At 51.2% G+C, this 22,651-nt stretch carries 21 protein-coding genes and 2 tRNA genes; 12 read left to right on the forward strand and 11 right to left on the reverse strand.

Annotated elements, in window-relative coordinates; all coding sequences use genetic code 11:
* The first annotated feature begins 30 nt into the window (after nucleotides 1-30).
* The 3 genes from NOU37_00800 to NOU37_00810 all read left to right on the forward strand — a co-directional run bounded on the left by NOU37_00800 (nucleotide 31) and on the right by NOU37_00810 (nucleotide 892).
* Entirely contained in the window at nucleotides 31-591 is a 561-nt protein-coding gene (locus NOU37_00800) for a response regulator (GenBank protein MCQ4573778.1), read from the forward strand.
* Nucleotides 592-720: 129 nt separating this feature from the next.
* Nucleotides 721-793: transfer RNA gene (locus NOU37_00805), tRNA-Lys, on the forward strand.
* Nucleotides 794-814: 21 nt separating this feature from the next.
* A tRNA-Glu gene (locus NOU37_00810) sits at nucleotides 815-892 on the forward strand.
* 195 nt (nucleotides 893-1,087) lie between these two features.
* Here NOU37_00810 and NOU37_00815 read toward each other — a convergent pair.
* From NOU37_00815 to lexA, 6 genes are all read right to left on the reverse strand, one after another.
* Nucleotides 1,088-1,501, reverse strand: a complete 414-nt coding sequence (locus NOU37_00815; protein MCQ4573779.1) for an ABC transporter permease — start codon at nucleotides 1,499-1,501, stop codon at nucleotides 1,088-1,090.
* A gap of 405 nt (nucleotides 1,502-1,906) precedes the next feature.
* Nucleotides 1,907-2,860, reverse strand: a complete 954-nt coding sequence (locus tag NOU37_00820) for a hypothetical protein (protein ID MCQ4573780.1) — start codon at nucleotides 2,858-2,860, stop codon at nucleotides 1,907-1,909.
* An 83-nt stretch (nucleotides 2,861-2,943) separates the two neighbouring features.
* A complete protein-coding gene (gene dinB, locus NOU37_00825; GenBank protein MCQ4573781.1) occupies nucleotides 2,944-4,212 on the reverse strand; it encodes a DNA polymerase IV in 1,269 nt (422 codons plus the stop codon).
* A gap of 37 nt (nucleotides 4,213-4,249) precedes the next feature.
* Complete coding sequence (locus tag NOU37_00830) at nucleotides 4,250-4,375, reverse strand: hypothetical protein (protein ID MCQ4573782.1); 126 nt, start codon at nucleotides 4,373-4,375, stop codon at nucleotides 4,250-4,252.
* A gap of 36 nt (nucleotides 4,376-4,411) precedes the next feature.
* Nucleotides 4,412-4,675: a hypothetical protein gene (locus tag NOU37_00835; protein ID MCQ4573783.1), complete on the reverse strand. Its 264-nt coding sequence runs from the start codon at nucleotides 4,673-4,675 to the stop codon at nucleotides 4,412-4,414.
* A 36-nt stretch (nucleotides 4,676-4,711) separates the two neighbouring features.
* On the reverse strand, nucleotides 4,712-5,326 hold the full coding sequence (lexA, locus tag NOU37_00840) for a transcriptional repressor LexA (protein ID MCQ4573784.1): 615 nt from the start codon (nucleotides 5,324-5,326) through the stop codon (nucleotides 4,712-4,714).
* Nucleotides 5,327-5,504: 178 nt separating this feature from the next.
* Here lexA and NOU37_00845 point away from each other — a divergent pair, with 178 nt between their 5' ends.
* From NOU37_00845 to NOU37_00885, 9 genes are all read left to right on the forward strand, one after another.
* Nucleotides 5,505-5,801 (forward strand): hypothetical protein, encoded by a 297-nt coding sequence (locus tag NOU37_00845; GenBank protein MCQ4573785.1) that lies wholly within the window; start codon nucleotides 5,505-5,507, stop codon nucleotides 5,799-5,801.
* A 191-nt stretch (nucleotides 5,802-5,992) separates the two neighbouring features.
* Nucleotides 5,993-7,135, forward strand: a complete 1,143-nt coding sequence (locus NOU37_00850; protein MCQ4573786.1) for an SEC-C metal-binding domain-containing protein — start codon at nucleotides 5,993-5,995, stop codon at nucleotides 7,133-7,135.
* A gap of 171 nt (nucleotides 7,136-7,306) precedes the next feature.
* Nucleotides 7,307-8,008 carry a class I SAM-dependent methyltransferase gene (locus NOU37_00855; GenBank protein ID MCQ4573787.1) on the forward strand — a complete coding sequence of 234 codons (702 nt, stop codon included), beginning with the start codon at nucleotides 7,307-7,309 and terminating at the stop codon, nucleotides 8,006-8,008.
* Nucleotides 8,005-9,213 carry a M28 family metallopeptidase gene (locus NOU37_00860; GenBank protein MCQ4573788.1) on the forward strand — a complete coding sequence of 403 codons (1,209 nt, stop codon included), beginning with the start codon at nucleotides 8,005-8,007 and terminating at the stop codon, nucleotides 9,211-9,213. Before NOU37_00855 ends, NOU37_00860 begins: the two co-directional genes overlap by 4 nt.
* Before the next feature lie 120 nt (nucleotides 9,214-9,333).
* Complete coding sequence (locus tag NOU37_00865) at nucleotides 9,334-11,286, forward strand: molybdopterin-dependent oxidoreductase (GenBank protein MCQ4573789.1); 1,953 nt, start codon at nucleotides 9,334-9,336, stop codon at nucleotides 11,284-11,286.
* Nucleotides 11,287-11,588: 302 nt separating this feature from the next.
* Complete coding sequence (locus tag NOU37_00870; protein MCQ4573790.1) at nucleotides 11,589-12,947, forward strand: sigma-54 dependent transcriptional regulator; 1,359 nt, start codon at nucleotides 11,589-11,591, stop codon at nucleotides 12,945-12,947.
* Nucleotides 12,948-13,113: 166 nt separating this feature from the next.
* Nucleotides 13,114-14,241, forward strand: a complete 1,128-nt coding sequence (locus NOU37_00875) for a hypothetical protein (GenBank protein ID MCQ4573791.1) — start codon at nucleotides 13,114-13,116, stop codon at nucleotides 14,239-14,241.
* Between the two features lie 142 nt (nucleotides 14,242-14,383).
* Nucleotides 14,384-15,415 (forward strand): GTP 3',8-cyclase MoaA, encoded by a 1,032-nt coding sequence (gene moaA, locus NOU37_00880; protein ID MCQ4573792.1) that lies wholly within the window; start codon nucleotides 14,384-14,386, stop codon nucleotides 15,413-15,415.
* A 632-nt stretch (nucleotides 15,416-16,047) separates the two neighbouring features.
* Entirely contained in the window at nucleotides 16,048-17,799 is a 1,752-nt protein-coding gene (locus tag NOU37_00885) for an alginate export family protein (protein MCQ4573793.1), read from the forward strand.
* Between the two features lie 217 nt (nucleotides 17,800-18,016).
* Here NOU37_00885 and NOU37_00890 read toward each other — a convergent pair whose 3' ends face one another.
* The 5 genes from NOU37_00890 to NOU37_00910 form a co-directional block, all read right to left on the reverse strand.
* Nucleotides 18,017-18,445 carry an acyl-CoA thioesterase gene (locus NOU37_00890; protein ID MCQ4573794.1) on the reverse strand — a complete coding sequence of 143 codons (429 nt, stop codon included), beginning with the start codon at nucleotides 18,443-18,445 and terminating at the stop codon, nucleotides 18,017-18,019.
* Between the two features lie 94 nt (nucleotides 18,446-18,539).
* Complete coding sequence (locus tag NOU37_00895) at nucleotides 18,540-19,322, reverse strand: dihydropteroate synthase (GenBank protein MCQ4573795.1); 783 nt, start codon at nucleotides 19,320-19,322, stop codon at nucleotides 18,540-18,542.
* Nucleotides 19,323-19,376: 54 nt separating this feature from the next.
* A complete protein-coding gene (gene cdhD, locus NOU37_00900; GenBank protein MCQ4573796.1) occupies nucleotides 19,377-20,348 on the reverse strand; it encodes a CO dehydrogenase/acetyl-CoA synthase subunit delta in 972 nt (323 codons plus the stop codon).
* A gap of 109 nt (nucleotides 20,349-20,457) precedes the next feature.
* Nucleotides 20,458-21,234 (reverse strand): AAA family ATPase, encoded by a 777-nt coding sequence (locus NOU37_00905; GenBank protein MCQ4573797.1) that lies wholly within the window; start codon nucleotides 21,232-21,234, stop codon nucleotides 20,458-20,460.
* An 86-nt stretch (nucleotides 21,235-21,320) separates the two neighbouring features.
* The gene (locus NOU37_00910; GenBank protein ID MCQ4573798.1) at nucleotides 21,321-22,637 is read right to left on the reverse strand and encodes an astacin family metallopeptidase; all 1,317 of its coding nucleotides are present in this window, start codon (nucleotides 22,635-22,637) and stop codon (nucleotides 21,321-21,323) included.
* Between the last annotated feature and the right edge of the window lie 14 nt (nucleotides 22,638-22,651).

Consider the following 22,651-nt stretch of genomic DNA (forward strand, 5'->3'; position numbering starts at 1 on the left):
CACTGAATCCGCATAATAACGATTTAACTTATGAAGCCGGAAGAATATACGATATTGATAGTTGATGATGACGAAAAGGTCCTGGGCTCCCTGGAGAGGACCTTTAAACGGATCGGGTACAACGTACTCCTGGCACAGAGTGGCGAGGAGGGACTCAATCTCCTCCGCAACAATAATGTAGAACTTATAATTTCAGACGTCAGGATGCCCATAATGTCAGGCGTTGGGTTTTTAGAAAAGGCCAGGGAGACCGTACCCCACGCCGTGAGAATAGTAATGACCGCCTACGCGGACATCCAGGCCGCAGCCGAGGCAATAAACAATCTGGGCGTGTTTAAATTTATACTTAAACCGTGGGACAGGTACCATCTGGAAAAGGTAGTAAAACAGGCGCTGGAGCACTACGAGACTGTTTCAGAAGACAGACGCCTGCACAGGCAGTTGCTCGAACAAAATAAAGAACTTGCCAAAAAGGCCGATTCCGCCAGCAGGACTATAGCCGATATGGAGAAGAAGACAACCGTACTCGAACGTAAACTCAACAAACTCCAGGCAAAACACCAGGAAGCCGCACGAGGGAAGAAAAAATAGAGCCTTTATCTTCCAAATTATCCTTTCAAATCCCTCTGCTGTTATCTGTAAATGGTTGATTAGACAAAAACCCCTTTGCAAGAACGTTCTTTCATCGCTATAATCAATTTTTTTGAGTTTTGCTGTAAGGGGGGCATAGCTCAGTTGGTAGAGCAACGGCCTTTTAAGCCGTAGGTCGGAGGTTCGAGCCCTCCTGCCCTCACTTGTATCAGCGGTTTATCGTGGCCCCTTCGTCCAGCCCGGTCCAGGACATCAGATTTTCGATCTGAGAACACGGGTTCGAATCCCGTAGGGGTCACCATCCTCTCTTTGTATTCCTTGTGGTGAAAAAACATGTACAGCGACGGACAGGGCAGCGCCCGGCTCATGATAGAGGGAGACCCCGTCGCCGCATCCCGCAAGAGGCTCAACCACATCGAAGAAAAACGAAAAGGCCTTGGGATATGACGGGTGGAAACTGTAAACAGTTCTCGCTGGTTCAGCCGGGTTGTGTGACTTAGTATCCCTGTCGCGGCAGGCGCTGTGCCACAGCCGCAAGCGCCTTTTCAATCTTGCGCACCTTGGGCTCCAGCTCATAGGTCAGCTTGTCCTCGAGCTTTTTACACCTCTGCGCGTTTTCTTTTATTATCCGGGACATAGTATATGAATCGTTTTTAATCTGCTTTTTGAGGTCCTGCAACGCACTGGTGTTGTTTTGAATATTACGGTTGCATTGTTCAACGGCGCGGACTAATTGGCGGAAGCTGGCCAATGACGCGTATCTCTGGTCCAGGTCCATGTCCGCAGCAACAACTTTATTGCCGGTGTTTGAGCCCTCAAACATAATCAAATAAGAAAGAACTACCAGGAAAAAAGTCCCTGTCAGGAAGAATAGGACCACCCGGTTTCCCGTTTTTCCGAAACATTTCATATTTCCAACCCCCTGTTGAATATGCGGACCCGGCGGTACTGTAATCCGGGACCGGAAGTTGCGGCTGTCTCTGCGAGGACTATCAGCTATTGGACTGCTATTTTCAAGTAGTTTTTTCTGATGATTTATGTCTGTTTAGATGTTTTTCATGTAACGAGATCACTGCAAGAATGCATGACAAAACTGTCATTGCGAGGAGCTAAAGCGACGAAGCAATCTCGTAAATCGTTTTTACCGAAAAACGTGAGATTGCTTCGCTGCCCTTTCGCTGCGCTCAGGGCTTCGGCTCGCAATGACAACACGGTGTTAAGAGACTTTTTCAGAGGTCTCATTTTCACTTAACGGTTTTTTCGGTCTCCATGTTCTCCAATCCGTTTCAGTATTCCACCCTTTTCTATATCTTAATTATAAATATTCCACTTCTTCAATTACGATTTCTAACTCTTGCCGACTATATTCTTCCTTTAAGGTCTGCTTAGCACTATTGTAATTTTTTGGCCATTCAAATTCTATATCGCTCGTAATATTAACAAGAAGGTAACAAGCTGTTTGCATCCCGCTCTCTCTAGCCTGCTTGAGTTGGTCTTTAGCTCGATCCTCAATATCTACCCTCATTTTCTTTATCAATAGGTCAACGGGGTGTTTGGCATTCTGTTCTATTGTTCCAAGTGGCCTTATTGACACTGACAAGCTATTATCTGGAGAATACTCAATTTGTATTCTTCCTGTGGATAGCGACCCATTTAGCTTGTGTTGAATAAAAACCGATCTAAAAAATTGTTTCAATTTTTCAATTTCATCTAAATTAAGATCATTCTTACTATTTATGGGTTTCCATTTAAATTTAATATAAGGAGCTATCCCCAGTGGCCTTGTACCGCTTATAGCCTCTGCGGCAGCCCACCATCTCATAAGGTATTCACGAAGTTTATCAGGGTGACGGAGGAATTTGGCCTCTACGGCAATATTAGAATCACTAGAACAGGCGTTGAAATCGGGAGTTTTTATTTTTGGTTGTCTGGGTTCTAAGGTAATAGAGTGGCCTGACTCTGCATAATGAAGCATCCCACGAATTTCAGCCCTAGCATCCAACATCCGATTATGTACCTCGTTTTCTAATGCCTTAGTAATCATCTCCTTCGCAAGGTCATTATGATAGTCCTTAAAATCATCGGAAGTAAGTGTTTCCTCGAGTTTTTTCAGTTCCTTTTCTAGTTTTCCGAGCCTTTCCTTTGTGTTTAGATAAGACCAACAAAATATCGGATTCAGCAGGCAATCTTCAGCCGAATGAGAATGTTTCGCGGCACGTGCTTCAATAATGGGCAACCAGAACATGCCGAGATTATTGTATTTCTCCATATTTCGCCGAGTTGTCTTAAGGAAAGTCTCGATGGAAATCTCATAAATACATGGTCTTGCCATTTGTTCTTCGATAACTTTGTTTAATATTCCACCCTCTTCACACCGTTTGGGCGCCAGGCGGGGGAGATGACGCCGTTGCCGCCGTTACCGTTGCTGCCATGGCCGTTACCATTACCGTTGCCGTTAACGGGCTCAAGCAGCCTTCCCCGGGCGAGGGTGAACTCGCCGTAGCGGTCGTTTACCGAGTCTACGGCGTGGATAAGGTCTTTTTCCTTCCGGTCTTTCTTAAAAAGCGGCGGTTGTTCTATTTTCACCAGACCGCTCACGCTCACCCCCACCAGCCTCACCGGTTTTTTCAGCTTGAAGGATTTAAGGAGTGACGTGGCCAGACGGCATATCTCAAACCCGTCGTTCAGATACTCCCCGATGGTCTTTCTCCGGGAGAAGGTGTGGAAGTTCGAGTAGCGGATGGTAAGGGTGACCGTCCTGCCGAGGTAGTGTCCGCGCCGCAACCTCCTGCCCACCATTTCCGAGAGCTGGAGGATGTGACGTTCGAGGGTTTCGGGGTTATAGACGTCCCTGTTCAGGGTGGTGCTGTGGCCAACGGACTTTACGTCCGGCTCCCGGTCCACGGGTACGACCTGGCTGTCGTCGAGGCCCTGCGCCATGAGGTGGAGTCTCTCGCCCACCACGCCGAACCTCTTCTTCAGCGTCCTTACCGGTGTGCCTGCCAGTTCACCGCAGGTCTTTATGCCCATCTCACCGAGGTTTTTTGTTATCCGCGGCCCTATACCGGTAATGTCACCGACGGGCAGGTCTTTAAGGATTTTTCCCGCCTCCCGGCGGTTACGGATTACCACAAGCCCATCCGGCTTCTTCATGCCGCTTGCGAGTTTCGCGAGGAGCTTGTTGGGGGCCAGGCCTATGGAGCAGGTAAGGCCAAAAGTGTCCTTAATCCGGCGTCTTATCTCCGAGGCCATGTCTGCCGCCCCGTTAGAGAGCCCCGCGGCGCCCGTTATGTCCATAAAGACCTCGTCCACCGAATACACCTCTACAAGGGGGGTGTACTGTTTATATAGTTTAACCAGCCGGGTGCAGGTATCGGTGTATCTCTGGTTATTTGCATGGACGAAGATAAGCCACGGGCAGAGCCTCTTTGCCTCGCCCCTGGTCATGCCCGTCTTTATTCCGAAGGCCCTGGCCTCGTAGGAGGCGGTACTGATTACGGTCCTCTTTTGAGAGCCGATGACGGCTACGGGCCTGCCCCTCAGCCTCGGGTCTACCCGCTGCTCCACCGAGGCGAAAAAGGCGTCCATGTCTACGTGCATAATAACTTTATTTTTCTTCATAATAAACAGGCTCCATTCGGTCTATGATGTAACGACCTTAGATTTGATGGGCCACCCCTTGCAACAGATACACTATCAGGACCGCAATAAAGACGACCGTCGTCCAGAACACACAAAAGGCCGACGACGCATCACAGCCCAAACCGTACTCATCTCTGTCCATTCAGTTCCTCCGTTTTAGTTATAAACAGTTTCCGGTTCATCCGGTTTCCACGTTTGCAAGTTCCCATACGGAATTTTCGGTGTTGTACAGCAGCTCGTAGAGGTTCGCCCCGTCGGTCACGGAGAAGTGGTGTATAACCGCCCTTCCCTGACGGCTTGTCCAGGTGTAGGTTATGGACTTGATGCGGTGCTGTCTGCTGTTCCATTTGAACCACACGGGTTTTATCTTCTCGCCGTCTCCAAATACCGCGCCAACCTTGACGCGCTCGTTAATCGGGGCAATCACTGTGTCGCTCTCCACCGGGATGCTGCTGCTGCTGCTGTAGAATTTTTCCCCTCATAAACTCCTCAGAACCGCCACTACCTTACCCACCACGGTGACGCTGGATTGCCCCGGCCCGATAACTATGTCCTTATAGGCGGGGTTTGCGGGCACAAGCCTTATCTCCCTGCCCCGCTTGTAGAATTTTTTCACGGTGGCCTCGTCGTCTATCAGCGCGGCCACGATGTCGCCATTATTCGCAGTGGGCTGGGGCCTTACCACCACGTAGTCGCCGTCCTCTATGTGGGCCTCAACCATACTGTCCCCTTCTACTTTAAGTAGGAAGTTGCCACCCCCCACCGTAAAAGATTTATCAACGGCTACATATTCCTCCACGTCCTCTATGGCCGGGTGGGGTGCGCCAGCCCTGATATGGCCTACGAGGGGGAGGGTTACCGGTCTGCCCGCGCCCAGAGACTCGCAGAACTCGATTGCCCGTGCCTTACTTGAACGCCGGATGTAGCCCTTTTCCACAAGGGCGGATAAACAGTTCTGGATGGCGCTGTGACTGGCCAGCCCCAGCCCGTCCTTCATCTCCCGTATACTCGGCGGGTAACCCGTTTCCTCAATATATTTCTTCAGGAACTCAAATGCCCTGGTCTGTGCCTTTGTAAGGGTTCTTGTTACCATATGGTACGTTTGTACCATATTATGTAAAGGTTGTCAAGAGAGATTATGCCTGCACATAGTGTTTTGTTTTAGAATACAACATATTGCATAATTAGCTTATTATGGTACAATATGTAGCAATATGGTGGGTGTATCTAACAAACACCCTTTTACCTTTTTAGCGGAAGAGAATTAAAATATGGCTCACAAAAAATTTAAAAAAGGACAAGAAACCCACGATAGGAAAGTTGCTGCGGTTGCTGCGAATGCTAAAGCTCATGGAGCTCGAGGAGTTAAGGTTGCTTTGCCGGGACACAAACAACCGCCAAAAATTGCTGGCCGTATACCGGATGTTTCCTGGAAGAAACCAGATGGAACACCCACAATAAGAGAGATAGACACGGGGGAATTGATCGGTGCTGAAAAGAAACAGGACAAGGCATTTAAGGAATGGGCAAAGCAAAATAATGCTGATTACAAACGGCTAAAGACGTAGGCTTTGCCTGTAGGGATTTTGTTAAGCGTAATGTTAACCAGCCTAAACAGCTTTTTTAACTGCACCTTGTTCCTCTCTCAACTTGGCTAGGTTATTTTTTATGACACTAGCTTCCCCACTTAGCCCTTGGAAGAAATTCTAAAGATACCCCAAGGATAAGCTACTTGGTTCTAGTCACAAAGGTACATTAAATGAAGATTAGCAGAAACAACCCCTGCCCATGCGGAAGTGGGAAAAAGTATAAAAAGTGCTGCTATTTAAAACCCAAAACCCCCTCTTCGCAGACTATTCCTCCTGAGATACTCAGAAAGATTCAAGAAACTCAAGATCAAGAGAATGAGAGGCGTAGACAGTATGGTGAAGTTCGCCCAATAATTCACGCTGATTTCAAAGGACATAAATTCGTTGCCGTTGGGAGTGAACTTCATTACGGAAAGAATTGGAAAAGCTTTCCGGGCTTCCTTTTGTATTACATTAAAACACGCTTGGGAAGCGATTGGGGTAATGCAGAATTAAAGAAGCCTCTTGAACAAAGACATCAAATTATGCAATGGTATGACGCTATGTGTCGTTTCCAACAAAAGCAAAAGCCTAATTCAGAAGGTATCTATGAAGCAGTTCCTAATGGCGCATTTTCTGCCTATATATTACTGGCGTATGACTTATATGTCCTTAGAGATAATCAAGTATTACAAGACGACATTATAAGAAGATTGAAAATACCTGACCAATTTCAAGGTGCGCGGCATGAGTTATTTGCCACTGCAACATGTAGAAGAGCAGGATTTTCAATAGAATTTGAGGACGAGAAGGACAGGAGCAAAAAACATCCCGAGTTCATTGCAACACATAAACAAACTGGTCAAAAAATAGCTGTGGAAGCTAAAAGTAAGCATAGGAAAGGGATACTTGGATATCCAGGAATACGTGAAGCGAATAACGAAATCAAGCTAGACGTAACTTCACTCATAAACAAGGCAATCAAAAAGGGTGCAGATATTCCCTTAGTCATTTTTGTTGATACGAATTTACCCCCAAGTAACGCTAAACAGGTATACAAAGGGCAACAACCCTCGAAGGAATTTCAGAGGATCCTAGATAAGATGCAAGCATCTAAAGATGGCAAGGATTTGTTTAACCTAATAGTATTTACAAATCATCCGCATCATTATGGACGCGATGATGAAGACGATCCGCAACGACATACTACAAGTGTCTTTTCTTCAAAGCCAGCCATTATACCCACACGTTATCAATGTATAATTGATTTACATGATGCAGCTAGGCAACATGGAAATGTGCCTAATGAATTCCCACTAGATTTTAACAATTAGAATTAAATCTATTTATAACGTTTTGCCACCCTTCCGTCTTTTCCCCTATAAATCCCCTCCCATATCTGCTATCCTTCCGGTTGTTTTTGCCGAAAAAAACTCCGATCCCGGACATTAGTCTAAGCGGTCTTCCTGCGGGCTTTGGATTAATTAATAATGTAAGGAGATGGCATGGGCGTTCTTACCCGGGTTACGGGTCTCTTAAGACGCGAGACCGCGTTCAACGCGGTTGCTGACCGCTATGACGTCCTTGCCGGAAAGATAACCCCCGAGCTTTACCGCGGATTTGTGGAGGCGGTGGCACGTGAGCTCAAATCGGGCAGGATACTGGACGTCGGCACGGGACCCGGCTACGTGCCCATAGAGATAGCGAAGAGGAATAAAGAGGTCTGTGTGGACGGAGTTGACATCGCGGAGAATTTTATAACGATAGCCGAACGTAACGCCCGCGAGGCGGCCCTATCGGACAGACTCCACTTTGAGCCGGGCGACGCCACCGGTATGAGGTTTGAGGATAACAGCTACGATATGGTAATAAGCACGGGCGCCCTGCACCACTGGAAGAATCCGGCCGGGGTAATAGACGAGATGTACAGGGTACTGAGGCCCGGCGGCCAGGCATGGGTGCTTGACCCAAACAAGGAGTGTTCCAAAGAGGAGTGGAAAGAATTTCTGGAGAAAATTACTAAACTCTCTGAGGCCGGATTCTTTGGCCGGCTGTGGCTCCGCTTTGGAATGTGGAGGGAGATAAGGATGAGCTGTTACTCGATGGCGCAGATAGAGGAGATGGCGGGGGCAAGCAGCTTCGGCGGCTGCGACATCCATACAGACGGCGTGTTTATGACCATAAAACTGAAGAAGGGATGGACATGACGGCGTTTGACGCGCGAAAGGCGTACGAGTATGCGTGCGCGGTTGCCGGACCCCGCAAGACGGGTTCGCCGGGGGAGGCCGCGGCCGTCGGGTATATAACCGACAGGCTGAGGGGGTTCGGGTTTGACGTGCGTGAGGACCCGTTCAGTTTTTCCACCGCGCTCAAGCTGTTCATGAAGCTGACCATACTGTCCATACTGGTCACACTTCTCCTCGTGTTCTTTTTGTTTTACGTTAACCCGTTCCTTACGGGCGTGGCGGTAGCGCTCATGCTCTTTCTCGTGCTCCGCTTCATGTCGGGCATACCGTTTGTTGCCACTGTCAGGGGGCTTCTCTTCAGGAAGCTGCCTTTTTCCGGCAGACAGGAGTCAAGGAATATAGTCGCGACGACGGCCACTGGCAGTACGAGTAAAAGACCGCATGTCTACATCCTGGCCCACTACGACTCAAAGAGCCAGAGCCTGCCGCTCATCTACAGGATGGTGCTGATAGGGGTCTTCTACTTCGGCTGTATATACATACTGGGCCACTACATCCTTGCCGCGCTGGTGTGGGGCAGTCCCGGCGGATGGCTCTACGCCGCGTACTGTCTGGTAAATTTTTCCGGCATCCTGCTGTTGTCTATGGTAGAGGGGAACTACTCGCCGGGCGCCATTGACAACGCCTCAGGCGTGGGAACGCTCCTCCATCTGGCCGAGATTGTCAGCCGGGAGCCGGAGTTTTTTAAAGACGTGGACATAACCTTCGTGGCAACGGGGGCCGAAGAAGAGGCGCTTGCCGGCGCCTTTCACCTGACGAAGTCGCTTACCGACGACGCTGTGGATGATAAAGGTAATTGTTATTTTATCAACCTCGACGGTGTGGGTCTTAATGGCCGCATATACTGCACCCACAAGATAGGCATCCACCTCACGTTCACAAGGGGGCAGGGAGATTTCGCAAGGCTGGTAAAGGAGGCGGGCAAAGAGGAGGGGCTTGAGGTGAAGGCTCCGCCCGTGGTGCTGGGTGTCATGGCCGACCATTTTCCTCTTGTTTACGAGGGTTTTAATGCCGTTACGCTCTCGACTATCTCAAAAAAGGCCCGGGTAGTGCACACCAACAAAGACGGTATAGACCAGCTTGAGCTAGAGGGTTTTGACACCACCGGACGCCTTGTCCTCAGGGTGATTGATAAGATTGAGAAGATTGGGAAGCGGTACGGCTAACGGCTAAAGATCCGTGCCAACCGCAGGGCTAAAGCCCTGCGGCACCCTCCAAGGGCGGATTTGCAACCTGCCCGCGAACGGACAGACCGGAAGGTCTGTCCCTACAAATTTGGTTAACAGATGATTGTAAAGACAACATGCCCCAGGGATTGTTATGACACCTGTTCCATCCTCACCACGGTTGAGGACGGCAGGGCGGTAAAGCTCGAGGGTAACCCGAAGCACCCGGTCACACAGGGTTTTATATGCTGGAAGATAAAGAACGCCTTGAAGTTCGTGTACTCGCCGGAGAGGGTGCTCTATCCGTTGAAACGGACCGGCCCCAAGGGATCGTCGGGCAAGTTCCGGCGTATAAGCTGGGACGAGGCGTACAGAGAGATTGCGGAAAGGTTCGGGGGGATAATAGACAGACACGGGCCCGATGCCGTCCTGCCCTTTCATTATTTCGGCCACATGGGCCTGTTGGCGGCACACGCCTCCCAGAGGGTCTTTAACGCGCTGGGTGTGGGACACGGCGAACCTACGGTGTGCGCGCTTGCGGGGAGGATGGCGCTTAATTATGTATACGGCGGGTATTGGGGTATCGACCCGGAGAAAATCCTCGACGCGAAACTGATAATCTTCTGGGGGCTTAACGGTCCGTGGAGCAATCTCCACGGCTACAACATGGCAAAGAAGGCGGTGCGCAACGGCGCCAGGTTTTATCTTATCGACCCGGTAAAGACCGCAAAAGACCTTGGCAAATACCTCCCCATCAGGCCGAACACAGACGGCGCGCTCGCACTGGGGCTGGCGAATTACCTGATAACAAACGACCTCTATGACAGGGAGTCGGTGGAACGGTATGCGCACGGCTTTGAGAAGTTTGCCACGGTCGCAAGGGAGTTCGGGCTGGACAGGGTCGCATGGACAACGGGCCTTTCAAAAGAAGATATCGTCCAGCTTGCGCGTGACATGGTCGAACTCAGGCCAAATTTTATTCACCTGGGGTTTGGGGCGCAGAAGCACCTCTACGGGGGTGAGGCGGCCAGGGCCATAGCGCTGCTCCCCGTTCTGGCGGGCTCTCTTCGTGTCCAGTACAGCAACACCGACAGGGAGGTGGACCTGGGTTTCCTGCAGGGCACACAGTTTTCCAAAGGGTTGAGGAAGAGCTACAACATGTCACTGCTGGGCAGGATACTTGAGGAAGGCGGTGTGAAGGGTTTATTCGTGTTCAACACGAACCCGGCGGTTAACCTGCCCAACCAGGAGCTGGTGCGGAGGGGTCTGGCCCGCGAGGACGTCTTTGTAGTCGTCCATGACCTGTTCTTGAACGATACGTGTGACTATGCGGACATCGTGCTCCCGGCCACCAGTTTCCTTGAGAGTTTTGACGTCCACACATGCTACTACCACAATTATTTATCCGTAAACGAGAGGGCAATAGCGCCGCCGGGTGAGGCGAGGCCCAATTATATGGCGTTTAAAGGGCTTGCCGGGGCCATGGGGCTTAACGCAGGGGAACTGTACCCGCCCGAAGAAGATATCCTGCAAGAGTTCATGGAGAGGAGCCCTGCAATAGATTTTTCCCTCAATGACCTGCGTAGAGAGGGGTTTCTAAAGATGGCCGTTATGCCTCAGGACCGTTTCCCCACCCCTTCGGGCAAGATAGAGTTTTATTCCCGGTTGGCTGAGAAGGACGGGCTGCCGCCGCTCCCCGGTTATTATGAAGACGATACGGGGGGATATCCATTCCAGTTGATAACCGCCAACGAGATGCACGTCACCCGCTCTCAGTTCCACAACGTATGGCAGGAAGAGGTAGAGACCGGGGTGCTTCTTAATAAAGACGATGCGAAGGCCAGGGGGATAGCCGACGGCGATAGGGTAAGGCTCAAGAACGGGCTGGGCGAACTCATTATGACGGTCAAACTCACGGATAACGTAAGCCCTGGAGTAGCACTGGCATACGGAGGAATCTGGCCCCGGCTCACCGGTGGCAGAGGCGTCAACGTACTAATACCCGACCACATACAGGCATTTGGCGGAAATGCCGCTTACAACTCTACTTATGTTGACGTAGAGAAGATTTAGCGTGGTTTTGTGTTTTAAGACCTCTGGGGAAACAGTGTCGTGTTTTATTGATAATAATTTTTTTGTGTCGGTTTTTTATACACTTTTCCCCTTGAGCCTGTTGTTTGGCTGTGTTATTATTTTGTATATTCCCAAACTTGTATATTTTCAAACAATGGGCCGTGTTATGTTTAGGTCTATAAAAACCAGACGGATTGTATTATTCCTCAGAGTGGTTGCCTACCCCAGGGTTATAAACGCGTTCAAGACTCTACCCGACAACAACGGGGGAAGAGGTCTGGAGGGAGAAGTAGTAAGAAGAGATGGAAAATAAGCTCAAAATCCTGATAGTCGACGACGAGACCAACCTCCTTAAAACCCTCAGTGACATACTTTGTGAGAACGGCTTTGAGGTCTCAGTGGCGAAGAACGCGCGTGCGGCATTGGAGATGTTGGGGAAAGAGGAGTTCGACATAGCCCTGATTGACATCAGGATGCCCGGCATGGACGGTGTTGAACTCCTCGAAAGAATAAAGGAGAAGCACGAAAGGCTTGAAACAATAATAATGACGGCTTACGGCACGATCGAGACGGCCATAAAGGTGACAAAACTGGGTGCGTACGCATACATGCTTAAGCCCCTTGACGTTGACGAACTGCTGGTAAACATCCAGAAGATAGTCAGGCTTAAATCCCTCAAAGAAGAGGCGCGTTTCCTGCAGTTGCAGCTGGAAGAGAAGCATGGTTACAAGAACATTATCGGTGAGTCCAGATTGATAAGACAGATAGTCAAGACTATAAAAAAGGTATCTCTCTCAAACTCCACGGTGCTTGTCATCGGGGAGAGCGGCAGTGGGAAAGAGATGGTGTCTGACGCCATCCATTACTCCAGCCGGCGCTACGCCAAGCCGTACGTCAAGATAAACTGTGCGGCGTTTCCTGAGAACCTGCTTGAGAGTGAGCTCTTTGGCTACGAGAAGGGCGCCTTCACGGGGGCGGATAAACAGAAGATAGGCAAGTTTGAGGTGGCACACGGCGGCACGCTCTTTCTTGATGAAATAGGCGACATGCCCATGGCCATGCAGGCGAAGCTCCTCAGGGTACTTGAAAGGGGCGAATTCGAGAGGCTGGGGGGCAATGATGTGATAAAGGTAGACGTACGCTTTATCGCGGCCACCAACCAGAACATTGTGGAAATGATAGAGGAAAGACATTTCCGCAGCGACCTTTTCTACAGGCTCAACACCGTTATCATTAACATGCCGGCCCTGGAGGAGAGGAAGGACGACATACCCCTCCTGATAGAGCATTTTCTAGAAAAATTTTCTACTGAAATGAGCAAGAGGGCGCCGCGCGTGACAGATGAAACAATGGATATTATGGTGTCATATCCGTGGCCGGGCAATGTCAGAGAGCTGGCCAATGCGATCGAGAGAGCGACAATATTCTGCGAAGACGGTGAAATAAGGCCCGATGACCTCCCTACGAACGTCCGGGAGGGACATATGGAGATTCCTTCAATGAAACTCTCAGGCGAACGTACGCTTGCAGCCCTGGAGATGCAACACATCGGCGACACCCTTAAGCTTACCAAAGGCAATAAGAACGAGGCCGCACGCGTGTTAGGAATCCATAGAGAGACCTTGTATAAAAAGATAAAAAAGTTTAACATATCCATATAGCCGGTCTTGGGAGCGGAGAGACTTATGCGTCCGTTTAGAGATTTACTCGTTACGCACTTTGTTATGGATAACACGTTAGTTTAGCTGGTAGTGAACACTCGCCCGTCAGTCGCCACGAATTAAACTAATCGTAAACTGTCAGGCCAAGAAAGGGGTCAAAGTCGCCATGTTACGCAAACGCTTGCTAGGGTTGACGCTGTTGTTAACGGCAGCGGGCATCTTGTTTGGAACTACGGTTTGTCTGGCACGGACCGAACCTCTTTATGAATACATCAAGGTCGAGGAGTATGACCCGCAAGACTTCGCGTTACTGTTACTCCCTGAATCAGTATTTCCCATCGAGAAGGTTATAAAATATGAGAAACGGCTCAACGCGGGCTTCACGTTCCAGTTTGAGGAGGTAACGAGGACCTTCAATAAAGGCGATCTGCTGGGCGTGGAATACAGGGTAAGGTATCAACAAGGTCAGGGTGAAACCTACGAACCGCTTATATACTCAGTGGACTATACCGAGGCTGACCGCGGAATAAAGACCTCCATGGTGTCTTCGTCGTGGATAAAGGCGTATGAATTTATAAAGAATGATACGGAGAAGAACGCCTTGATTATATGCTGGTGGCCCCACGCCAGAAGACTGCAGCTCTTCACGGGAAGAGAGACCCTGGTATCAGGCCCGTCCACGGGCCTTCTCAAGGAGTTTCCCGTACCGGATGAGAGGTACGCAGAGGCCACGCGCCGTTACGAACTGAAACGGTTTAGAGAAAAGGAAGGGCTGGAGAATGACGAGAAGTTGAGAGACGTGGCCAGGATGTTCTGCTCCCCTGAGGCCGCGGCCATTGATATAATGCAGAAGCACAACCCGCTGAACAGGCCCGTTTACATAGTGGCCAGTGCCGAAGAGCTACCCGAGATGGAGAACATAAACCGCCTCGGCGACGGGTATATAAAGCTCCGTAAACATTATGTACGTAGGTTTGCCACCACCTTTGAAAACGACATGGTCTTTTTGACCCAATGGCTGAAAGGCCGGGGCATAGAAACGTATTACACACAGGTTTTTGACGACTACTACACACTCTGGTTTCTCGAGGACCGGGGGGACCCTGAGATGCAGGGGGCGTTGCTGCTCAGATTTCTGCCGTTTAGCACGGGGCACGGACAGGAGATAGGGTATTTTACGCCCGTATACCAGAGCCCGGAGGCCCATGTGTGGGTATATCGTTTTGTGCCGGAAGGCGTGCCGGTACGCAGAATAGATAGAGAGGGCGCGCGCCATTTTGGGGCGACACGCTAGTAATATAATGCAAAATGGAATAGTATATTATTTATATGAAGTACGGAACGGCATGCCACAGGGGTGAGTGCCGGGAGAAGCAGCCACTGAAGAAGCAAGACCCGTTCCAACACGGTCGAAGCAAACATAGAGGGCATTTATCATGTTGGACCGATTCCAGAGAAAGATAACCCGCCTCAGGATATCCGTAACAGACCTTTGCAACCTATATTGTGTCTACTGCAAGCCGCCAAAGGGGGTGCATCACCTGCCGCGGAAGGAGATACTGAGCTTTGAGGAGATTGCCATGGTGGTGAGGTGTGCCGCGCAGTTAGGCGTCAGGAGCTACAGGCTCACTGGAGGCGAACCCTTAACCCGGAGGAACATGAAGTCTCTGGTCGCCTTACTGAGCAAGACCCCCGGTGTAGAAGACCTGGCCATGACCACAAACGGGGTAATACTCAAACGCTACGCCCGCGCGCTCAGGGACGCAGGCCTTATGCGGATAAATATCAGCCTCGACAGCCTCCGGCAGGAGCGTTTCAAACGAATCACCGGCGGCGGCAACATTCAAGACGTGATAGATGGCATCGAGGCCGCCATTGGTGCGGGTTTTGAGCAGACCAAGGTCAACATGGTGGTCATGCGCGGCGTCAATGACGACGAAATAGAGGATTTTGCCCGGCTCAGCCTGGACAAGCCGCTGGAGGTCCGCTTCATAGAGTACATGGCATTTGGGTGCAGGATGATTGAAGAGAAAAAATTTGTCCCTGGTCGGGAGGTACTGGAGCGTATCGGTAAGATTGGAGCCCTGGAAATTGTGAGTGCGGCAGCTTCCGGGGCAGAAAAAATGCCGCGTGTTTCCGCGTCACAGGGGTTGAGAGGTCCTGCTAAACTATATCGTCTGGAGGGTGCCCGGGGCGTCCTGGGCCTGATATCTCCAGTAAGTCAGCCCTTCTGTGGAGACTGCAATCGCCTGAGACTCACCTCCGAGGGCAAACTAAGGGCCTGCCTGCTTTCAGGCGGAGAGATAGACCTGAAGTCCATCCTCAGGGCGGAAGGCCATGTCTCAGACGGACAGCCGAATCCAGACCTGGAGAAGGCCGTGTGCGAGGCGTTTATTAAGGTATCTCATATGAAACCAGAGGTCCACTCAGGCCGGGGTGAACCGGTTATGTGCCAGATAGGCGGCTGAACCTTCACAAATCCTCAACCATATCTCTGCAGCGTTGGTCGAACTTTCCGTCTTGGCGAATTTTATTGTCGGAAATCTCGACTACCAAATGGTCTTAAGACTGTGAAGGTCGTTGCATACTAGCCACAATTTCCTTACGTCATCCTGGGTGTGCGATGCCCTGCCCCTTCAATGTTTTCTTGCCGGTTGCAAGCGACTGCGGGAGCGTAACCTCTAAAGATGCCCCTGGCGACAGAAAGTGTTTTTGTCCTAAGTCTAGTGGACATAGACACTAAGGGTAACCATTGTATCCCCACTTTTTGGGCAAAAAAAGTTTTAAAATTTTTAATGCTTTTCTCTTGCATTTCGGCTCGAAAGGAATAGAATCTGCGGGAACTGGGGGTCGAATGTCCCAACCTTCTATTTGGGGCTTGTCGTTGCTGATTTGTTTATGCGCTGGGGGTAAACTAAACTATGTGTGCCTATCCCCTTCGTTTTGATGTGTTGCGGCAGACCGAAGGGGTTGCTCGCCTGTATTTGTTGCTTTTTCGTAAAACGAGGGGTGTAGGGGAAAGATTATATACAAGAACCTGTTAACGAGTTTTTTTAAAGAGTGGCGGGATGTGTCTTTAGTTTTGAAAGGAGGCCGTACGATGATGACGGGTCGTTTAAAGACCTGCCTGGGGGTGTTGCTAGGGAGCGCTTGCGTGCTTCTTTACGCCCTGCCTTGCAGCGCCGATAGTTCAGCCAGCATAGATGATATGCAGCAGGAACTTCGGTCACTCAAGGCGGAGGTAGAGTCTTTGAGGGCGGATTTGAATAACGGCAAGGATGAGATTCAGGTTCAGAATGATGAACTCCTTGCCTCGAAGAGAGAATACAGTCAACTCTCGGAACAAGTAAGAGGCCTGAGGCAGGCCAACACGCAGGGCACGGATACGCTGAAGGACCAGATCAAGAAAGAGTTGGGAATAATCCCCAACGTCTACAACAACGCGGCCCGGAAGATACGTGTAGGGATGAATCTGAGGACCAGGGGTGAGTATTCCAACACCTTCGCTCAGATGACGGACCTTATCGGTCAGTCGGGTTGGCGAAGTGGTGCGCCGATTTTCCCGAACTTCGGTAAGCCCGCCAACAGTCAGACGGTCGTATTGAGCCGTGTTCGGCTCAATATCGACGCCGACATCCATGAGCACCTCAGGGCGTTCTTGCAGATCCAGGACTCCAGATACTGGGGTATTGAGGGTAATACCGGAGGCACTGCTGCCAGGATGGGTGGTACTTCTCCTATCGGGGGCGGCACGGGCCAGATTACGACGGACTTCCATCAGGCCTATGTAGACGTCAGGAAGCTGTTCGACTACCCGGTTACGATGAGGGTTGGCCGCCAGGAGATTATCTGGGGCGACCACAGGCTGTTTGGCAGCTTCGGATGGCATAACATAGCCAACAGCTTTAACGCCATCAGGGGATTCTATGACGTGGAGGATTACGCGTTCCAGACCTTTGCTGCTATATTGGCCCATGACCCGCGTACATCCCGCGCCACAGCGGTAGGTGTCCCTGTGGGGGGAAGGGCAATGAAGTCCAATGACGTCCAGAACTATGGCGCTATGTTTACCCTTAAGAACCTGGTGCCTGATGGTAATCTGGCGTTGATGGTCCTTCACAATAATAACCAGCTTGGTGGCTTAGCGAATACACAGGCAAATAGTCGCGGCAACAGGCAGATATGGGACGTTGGCGGCAGGATAGCGGGTAAGGTCGGAAAGCCCTTTGACTATTCCGGCGAATTCCACGGGCAGTGGGGTGAGTATCAGAACCAGGACCATGAGGCGTTCGCAGGTTATATAGCCGCTGGCTACACCCTGCATGACGTTATGTGGAAGCCAAGGTTCGGTCTTGAAGGCGACTGGTCGCCCGGCGACGATGACGGTCGCTCTGGAGACCACGAGACATTCTTCAACTTCTACCCCACAAACCACAAGCACTACGGCTACATGGACCAGATGGCCTGGATGAACATAAAGGCTATCAGGGGTCAGTTAAAGATTAAACCGATGAAGAAGATGGTTGCCTGGGCAGATGTATGGGGCATGTGGCTGGATGATACCGATGATAACTGGTACAACGCCGGTCAGGCTACGATGCGCGGTTACTCGACGAATGGCCTTGCCAACCAGAATCCGAGTTCTCATCTGGGTACAGAGCTTGACCTGACCTGGAAGTACAAGCTCTACAAGAACGTTGCCCTGCAGGCGGGATACTCGCATTTCTTTGCTGGTGATTATCTCAAGGATACTGCGGCGACTGGCTCGGATCCAGCTACCCAGGGTGTAAGGCGGAGTAATAGTGGTGCTAGCAGTGACTGGGGCTACATGCAGATGGTAATAGGCTTCTAAGTCAGTTCTGTTAGTTGTAAGGACGGGCCTTTAGGTCTGTCCGTGAATGAACACAAAAGGGATGGGCAGAAATGCCCATCCCTTTTTTTGTTGTATGATGCGGTGCTCAACGGACAGTTTCAAGCCTTATCCCTATTCGTAGTTTTTCGTAGGGACAGGCCTGCGCAACAGATGGCTGGTTTGCTTATGGTGTGTGGGCGCGAGCCCTCTCCCTGCATTATGTGCCGGAGACGTCCTCCAGTGGCAGGATGTTTCTTATCTTGTCGGGTATGCGTTTCGCCCTGAGATTTTCGTCTATGCAGACCAGTTTGGTATAGCCCTCCGCCAGGAGGGTGGAGGTGTCGCCGCCGGACTCTTCACGGTAGATCTTGTAAGACAGTTCCATCTGTGCGGCGGTAATCCCCGAGAGCCACGTTTCCACCACCAGCAGGTCGTCAAAACGCGCCGGGGCCTTGTACTTGCAGTGTGCCTCAAGGACGGCCAGCTGTGTGTCGTCTTTTTCAAGTTCTGAGTATGGCAGGCCCAGGCCGCGAAGATATTCGAGCCGCGCGATTTCAAAATAGACGAAGTAGTTGGTATGGTGTACCACACCCATCTTGTCCGTTTCGGGATATCTGACCCGCAGTTTTGTGGTGGAAGATTTCATTGTAAAGTCTATAAGGGTTAGACGTAAAGGTACACAGGATATACAGGCACGATCCGCCTGTGGCGGACATCGCCCTATTCTTGCGTCTTTCCGGTCAGCTCCGTGCCGCCTTTAAAAAATCGTCGTTATAGATATGTTTATTAAGGAGCATCTCCGTAGTTATGGCCGCGTCCATCAGGTCTTTGTCCAGCGCGTCCATAACGGCGGAGTCAAGTCCTGCCGAGAGTGCCATTGTAAGGTATGCCCTGTTTATGAGGGGTCTCTCCTTGGTTCCCTGTGACAGGTTGCTCAGACCGCAGATGATGTGCGGTGGCGGGTCTGAGATGATACTTATCTGGCGGCAGACCTCAAGCAGGTAGCCAGGCTGTTTCTGGTCAACGTTTACCGGGAACAGTATAGGGTCTATAAATAACCGTGTCGGTTCAAGGCCCTTTTCCATCGCCGTTCCAACGATGCCTGCGGCTATCTCCAGACGCGTATCTATATCCTGGGGTATGCCCCTCTTGTCGATGGTAAGACATACCAGTGAGGCGTTGTGCTCAAGGGCGAGGGCCACCCACTCGTCCAGGACCTCCAGGCTCTTGCAGGAGTTTATCAGCGCGGGGGCGCTGGCGGCCTTCAGCCCTGCCTTTGTCACGTCGATTTTCTGGCTGTCGATGGATACCGGGGTTTCAGACGCATCTTGCGTGGCGCTGACCAGCCACTGCATGGCCTCTGCCTGGTCGGCCACTCCGGGACCCACGTTCACGTCCAGGTAGTTTGCCCCGGCCTCTGTCTGACGTTTTGCCAGGTCATGAACGGCCGCAGGGTCACGGTCCTTTATCGCCTTCTTAACGTTAGAGAACATACCGTTTATTCTTTCACCGACAACTATCATATTCCCCTTCCTCTCTCATGAATCATCTGCATAATGTCAGTATCCATGCCCGCCTCAGGCACCATTGCCGTAGAGGTCGTCGATGCACTGTTTCACCGCTTTTACGGCCTTTGGGTGGAGCATCCTGATGATGTCTATCCCCGACTGCAGGATAGTGGTGGCGGTCACGGTCTCCCAGATTGGGCCCCTTTCTTTTGCAAGGCCCCATCCCGGTGCCTCGCTGTCTCCGGCCTTCGCCTCCTTGGCCCTCCAGGATTCGTACCCGACGTTCGTGAGGACTGGCAGCGCGAGCCACTTATCACCGGAGAGGGCCGCAAGCCGCTGTCGTTCGTGGATTGAGTAGACATACTCAATGCCGTAACCCAGGGCACCCGTTGTCTGGAACATTACTATCCTGTCCACAGGGAAACCGATGTCGGTCGTGAGTATGTTCACCTGTTTCTGTATGTTTACGTCCACCGGGGCCTGCGTAATCAGGTTATGCCCGTCCGCCATGCATATGGCGGTGATGGTCTTATAGTTGTCCTGTGTAGCACCGTAGAGGAGACATTTCTCCCCCTTGGCGGCCTGACTGACCTTTGGCATGATTTCGTTGTCCTTGTTTGGATCGTCACACCCCCAGATTATAAGCGGCACGCTGACGGCCTCTAACACGGAGCGCACGGTCTTGGCCGCGTCGTCCGGGCTTTTGTTACCCTTGTCCGGGTGGACACTGTCCAGCTTCAGGCAGACAAGGTCCGCGCCGAACTCCTTTACACATTTTTCCGCCCACCTGGCAGGGTCGTCAATGACGTCCTTATAATGCTCCAGAAGTGATTCGGGCCAGCCCTCCGGAGGCATATCCAGCACGTCCATGGCAATCGCCGGTTTGTTGCCCGTGCCGCCCTCAAAATCCATGCAGGGGACACTGGCGGCCCCCCCGACCTTTACTACCTTCTCACGGGTGCCACCTTCTTCTTTAGTAGCTCCGATGGTGACTTCCCTCACTTTACCGGACCAGTTCTCTGCTACACTGGGTATCTCCATAAGTATTCCTTTTCCTCTTCCTTGGCAAAGTTTTTTGAGGGCAATTCATGAATTGCCCATACATCGGCCAAAGACGTCAACGACCATATCGAAGACTCAGCCCCTACTGCTATTTACTTAATACCTCTGCGGTCAGGCGTTTCTTGAGAAACCCGCTCAACGCCGTATATGAAGGGTTGTCTCCCGGTATTTCCAGGAGTGACGTCCCATCGGAAGACGCCTTGAGTATTTCGGTATCAAACCCTATGAGAAGCTCCGGCTTGAGATTGTTTTTGTCCAGTTGCTTCCTGATATTCTCGCTTACACCTTCTTCGGGCACCCTGTTTAACAGAAGGGCCCTTTCTTTTATCGATATGGGAAGCTTCCGTGAGAGCTTCATTATCCTCTCGGCGGTAACGGCGCCTATTACCGTCGGCTCGCATACTACCAGCATGAGGTCAACGCGGTTGGTGGTCCTTCTGGACAGGTGTTCCATACCCGCTTCGTTGTCTATGACCACGAACGAGTACGACTTCCCGTAACTGTCCAAATACTTTCTCAAGAGGTTGTTCACGTAGCAGTAGCAACCTGGGCCTTCCGGTCTTCCCATGACCAGGAGGTCGAACTTAGACTTTTCAATTAAACAGCCCTCTATGCTGGATTCTATGTACATCTCCTTTGACATCCCCGCCGGAAAGTCCAATTTCTTCTCGATTACGTCTTCCCGGACGTCGGATACGCTTCTTTCACAGTCGACCCCAAGGGCGTTGCCCAGGGAGGCGTTCGGGTCGGCGTCTACGGCAAACACCGATTGCCCGAGCTGTTCTATCATGTAGCGAATAGTTAAGGCGGCGATGGTGGTTTTACCGGTTCCACCCTTGCCGGCTAATGCGATTGTAAATGGCATAAAATATCCCTTCCTTGCGAAACAACTAAGACCTTTGCAAAACCTTGCGTCAGAGCCATGCCGGAGGCAGGTCTGCCACTACAGCTTCAGCGTATTGTCCCAGGTTCTTTGCTCAATGCCGATGCCTTTACGGCATCTATAGACGCCCGGGGAACCCCGTCCAGGACTACTACGTCGCTCTCTCTGAGCGCTATATGCGCCTGTGTGACAGGGGTGCCGTCGTCCTCCCGCGTTGTGAATACCAATGAGTACTGTTCGGTGCCGGAGACCCCCTCGGAGCCGTACTTCTTTGCGAGCACGGACGCATAACCCGCAAAGAATTCTTGCGCGTCGCCGGGCCCATCCCATGTAGTGAACCATACCAGGGCAACCTCGCCGGATGGTTCATGTTCGTATACTTGATAGAGGTCCCCGTCCCATCCCGAGGTGATCGTCTCCGGGGCATCTTCAAGAAATTCGTCAAGTAGCATACTCGTGTTGAATTCGCCCAGTGTATTTTCGCCAAGCAGCGTCCATCCCTTTCCCAACTCTTTCGATAGCTGTGGAAGTGTGATGGTTGTGGGGGAGTCTGCCTCCGCGAAATATTTTTCAGGGTGCAGCACCTGCTCCGTTGACTGTGGGGGGTGCTCAAGCAGACGGTTCACCTGTGCCCAGCCGCCGGACTGTCTCAATTGTTGTATGAAGGTGAATCCGTTTATGTACGGGAACAGCACATTGCTTCTTATAAACGCGGGGGCGGATGTCATGAGCCTTCCGCCCATCGTGCTCGTGAATTCCTCGATAAGCGGCTCGATGTTTGGGAGCATGGTGGAGTCTCTCCCCATGGGTTTCAGCGCATAGTCTATCATCACCGAGTTCGCATCACCTTCCAGAAGTGCCTGTGTTGCCATTATACGGTCGTCGTTCTCTTTCTCCCGGAATATGGGCAGGTTTTCTATACCCACGTATTGGTCCTGAAGGGCGTGAGTCAGCTCATGGCTTATTACGGGCCTGAGCAGGTTTTCCGGTATGTCGTCTATCAGGTACAGTGTTTTGGTCCGCCAGTCGTAGAAGCCCACTACTTGTTCGGTGTACAATTCGAGCAGGAAGGTTTCCAGATGCATATCCGGCGGTATAAGTCCAAACTTGGCCAGGGCCTTCTGGTCGGCCAGCAGCTTATCTCCCGGAAGCTCTTCTTTTATGAGTTTTTTGAGATACTCGCGCAGCTCGTCCTTCGTCTTTATGCCGTATTGGACAGGACCATCGAATTCAATGCCTCTTATGGCTGATACGTCCAGGGCTATCTCCTCTATGACGGCGTCAAGTGAGTCGTCCTTACTGCCCTCTTCCAGCCCCCCTGCACCGGCGGGCCAGAACAGCAACAACAGCAGGGCAGAAAATAATAATATACAGGATTTTCTCAAGGATTTAAACCCCT

It is taken from the genome of Candidatus Bathyanammoxibius amoris (genome assembly GCA_024451685.1).
In the GTDB taxonomy this organism is placed as follows: Bacteria; Planctomycetota; Brocadiia; order Brocadiales; family Bathyanammoxibiaceae; genus Bathyanammoxibius; species Bathyanammoxibius amoris.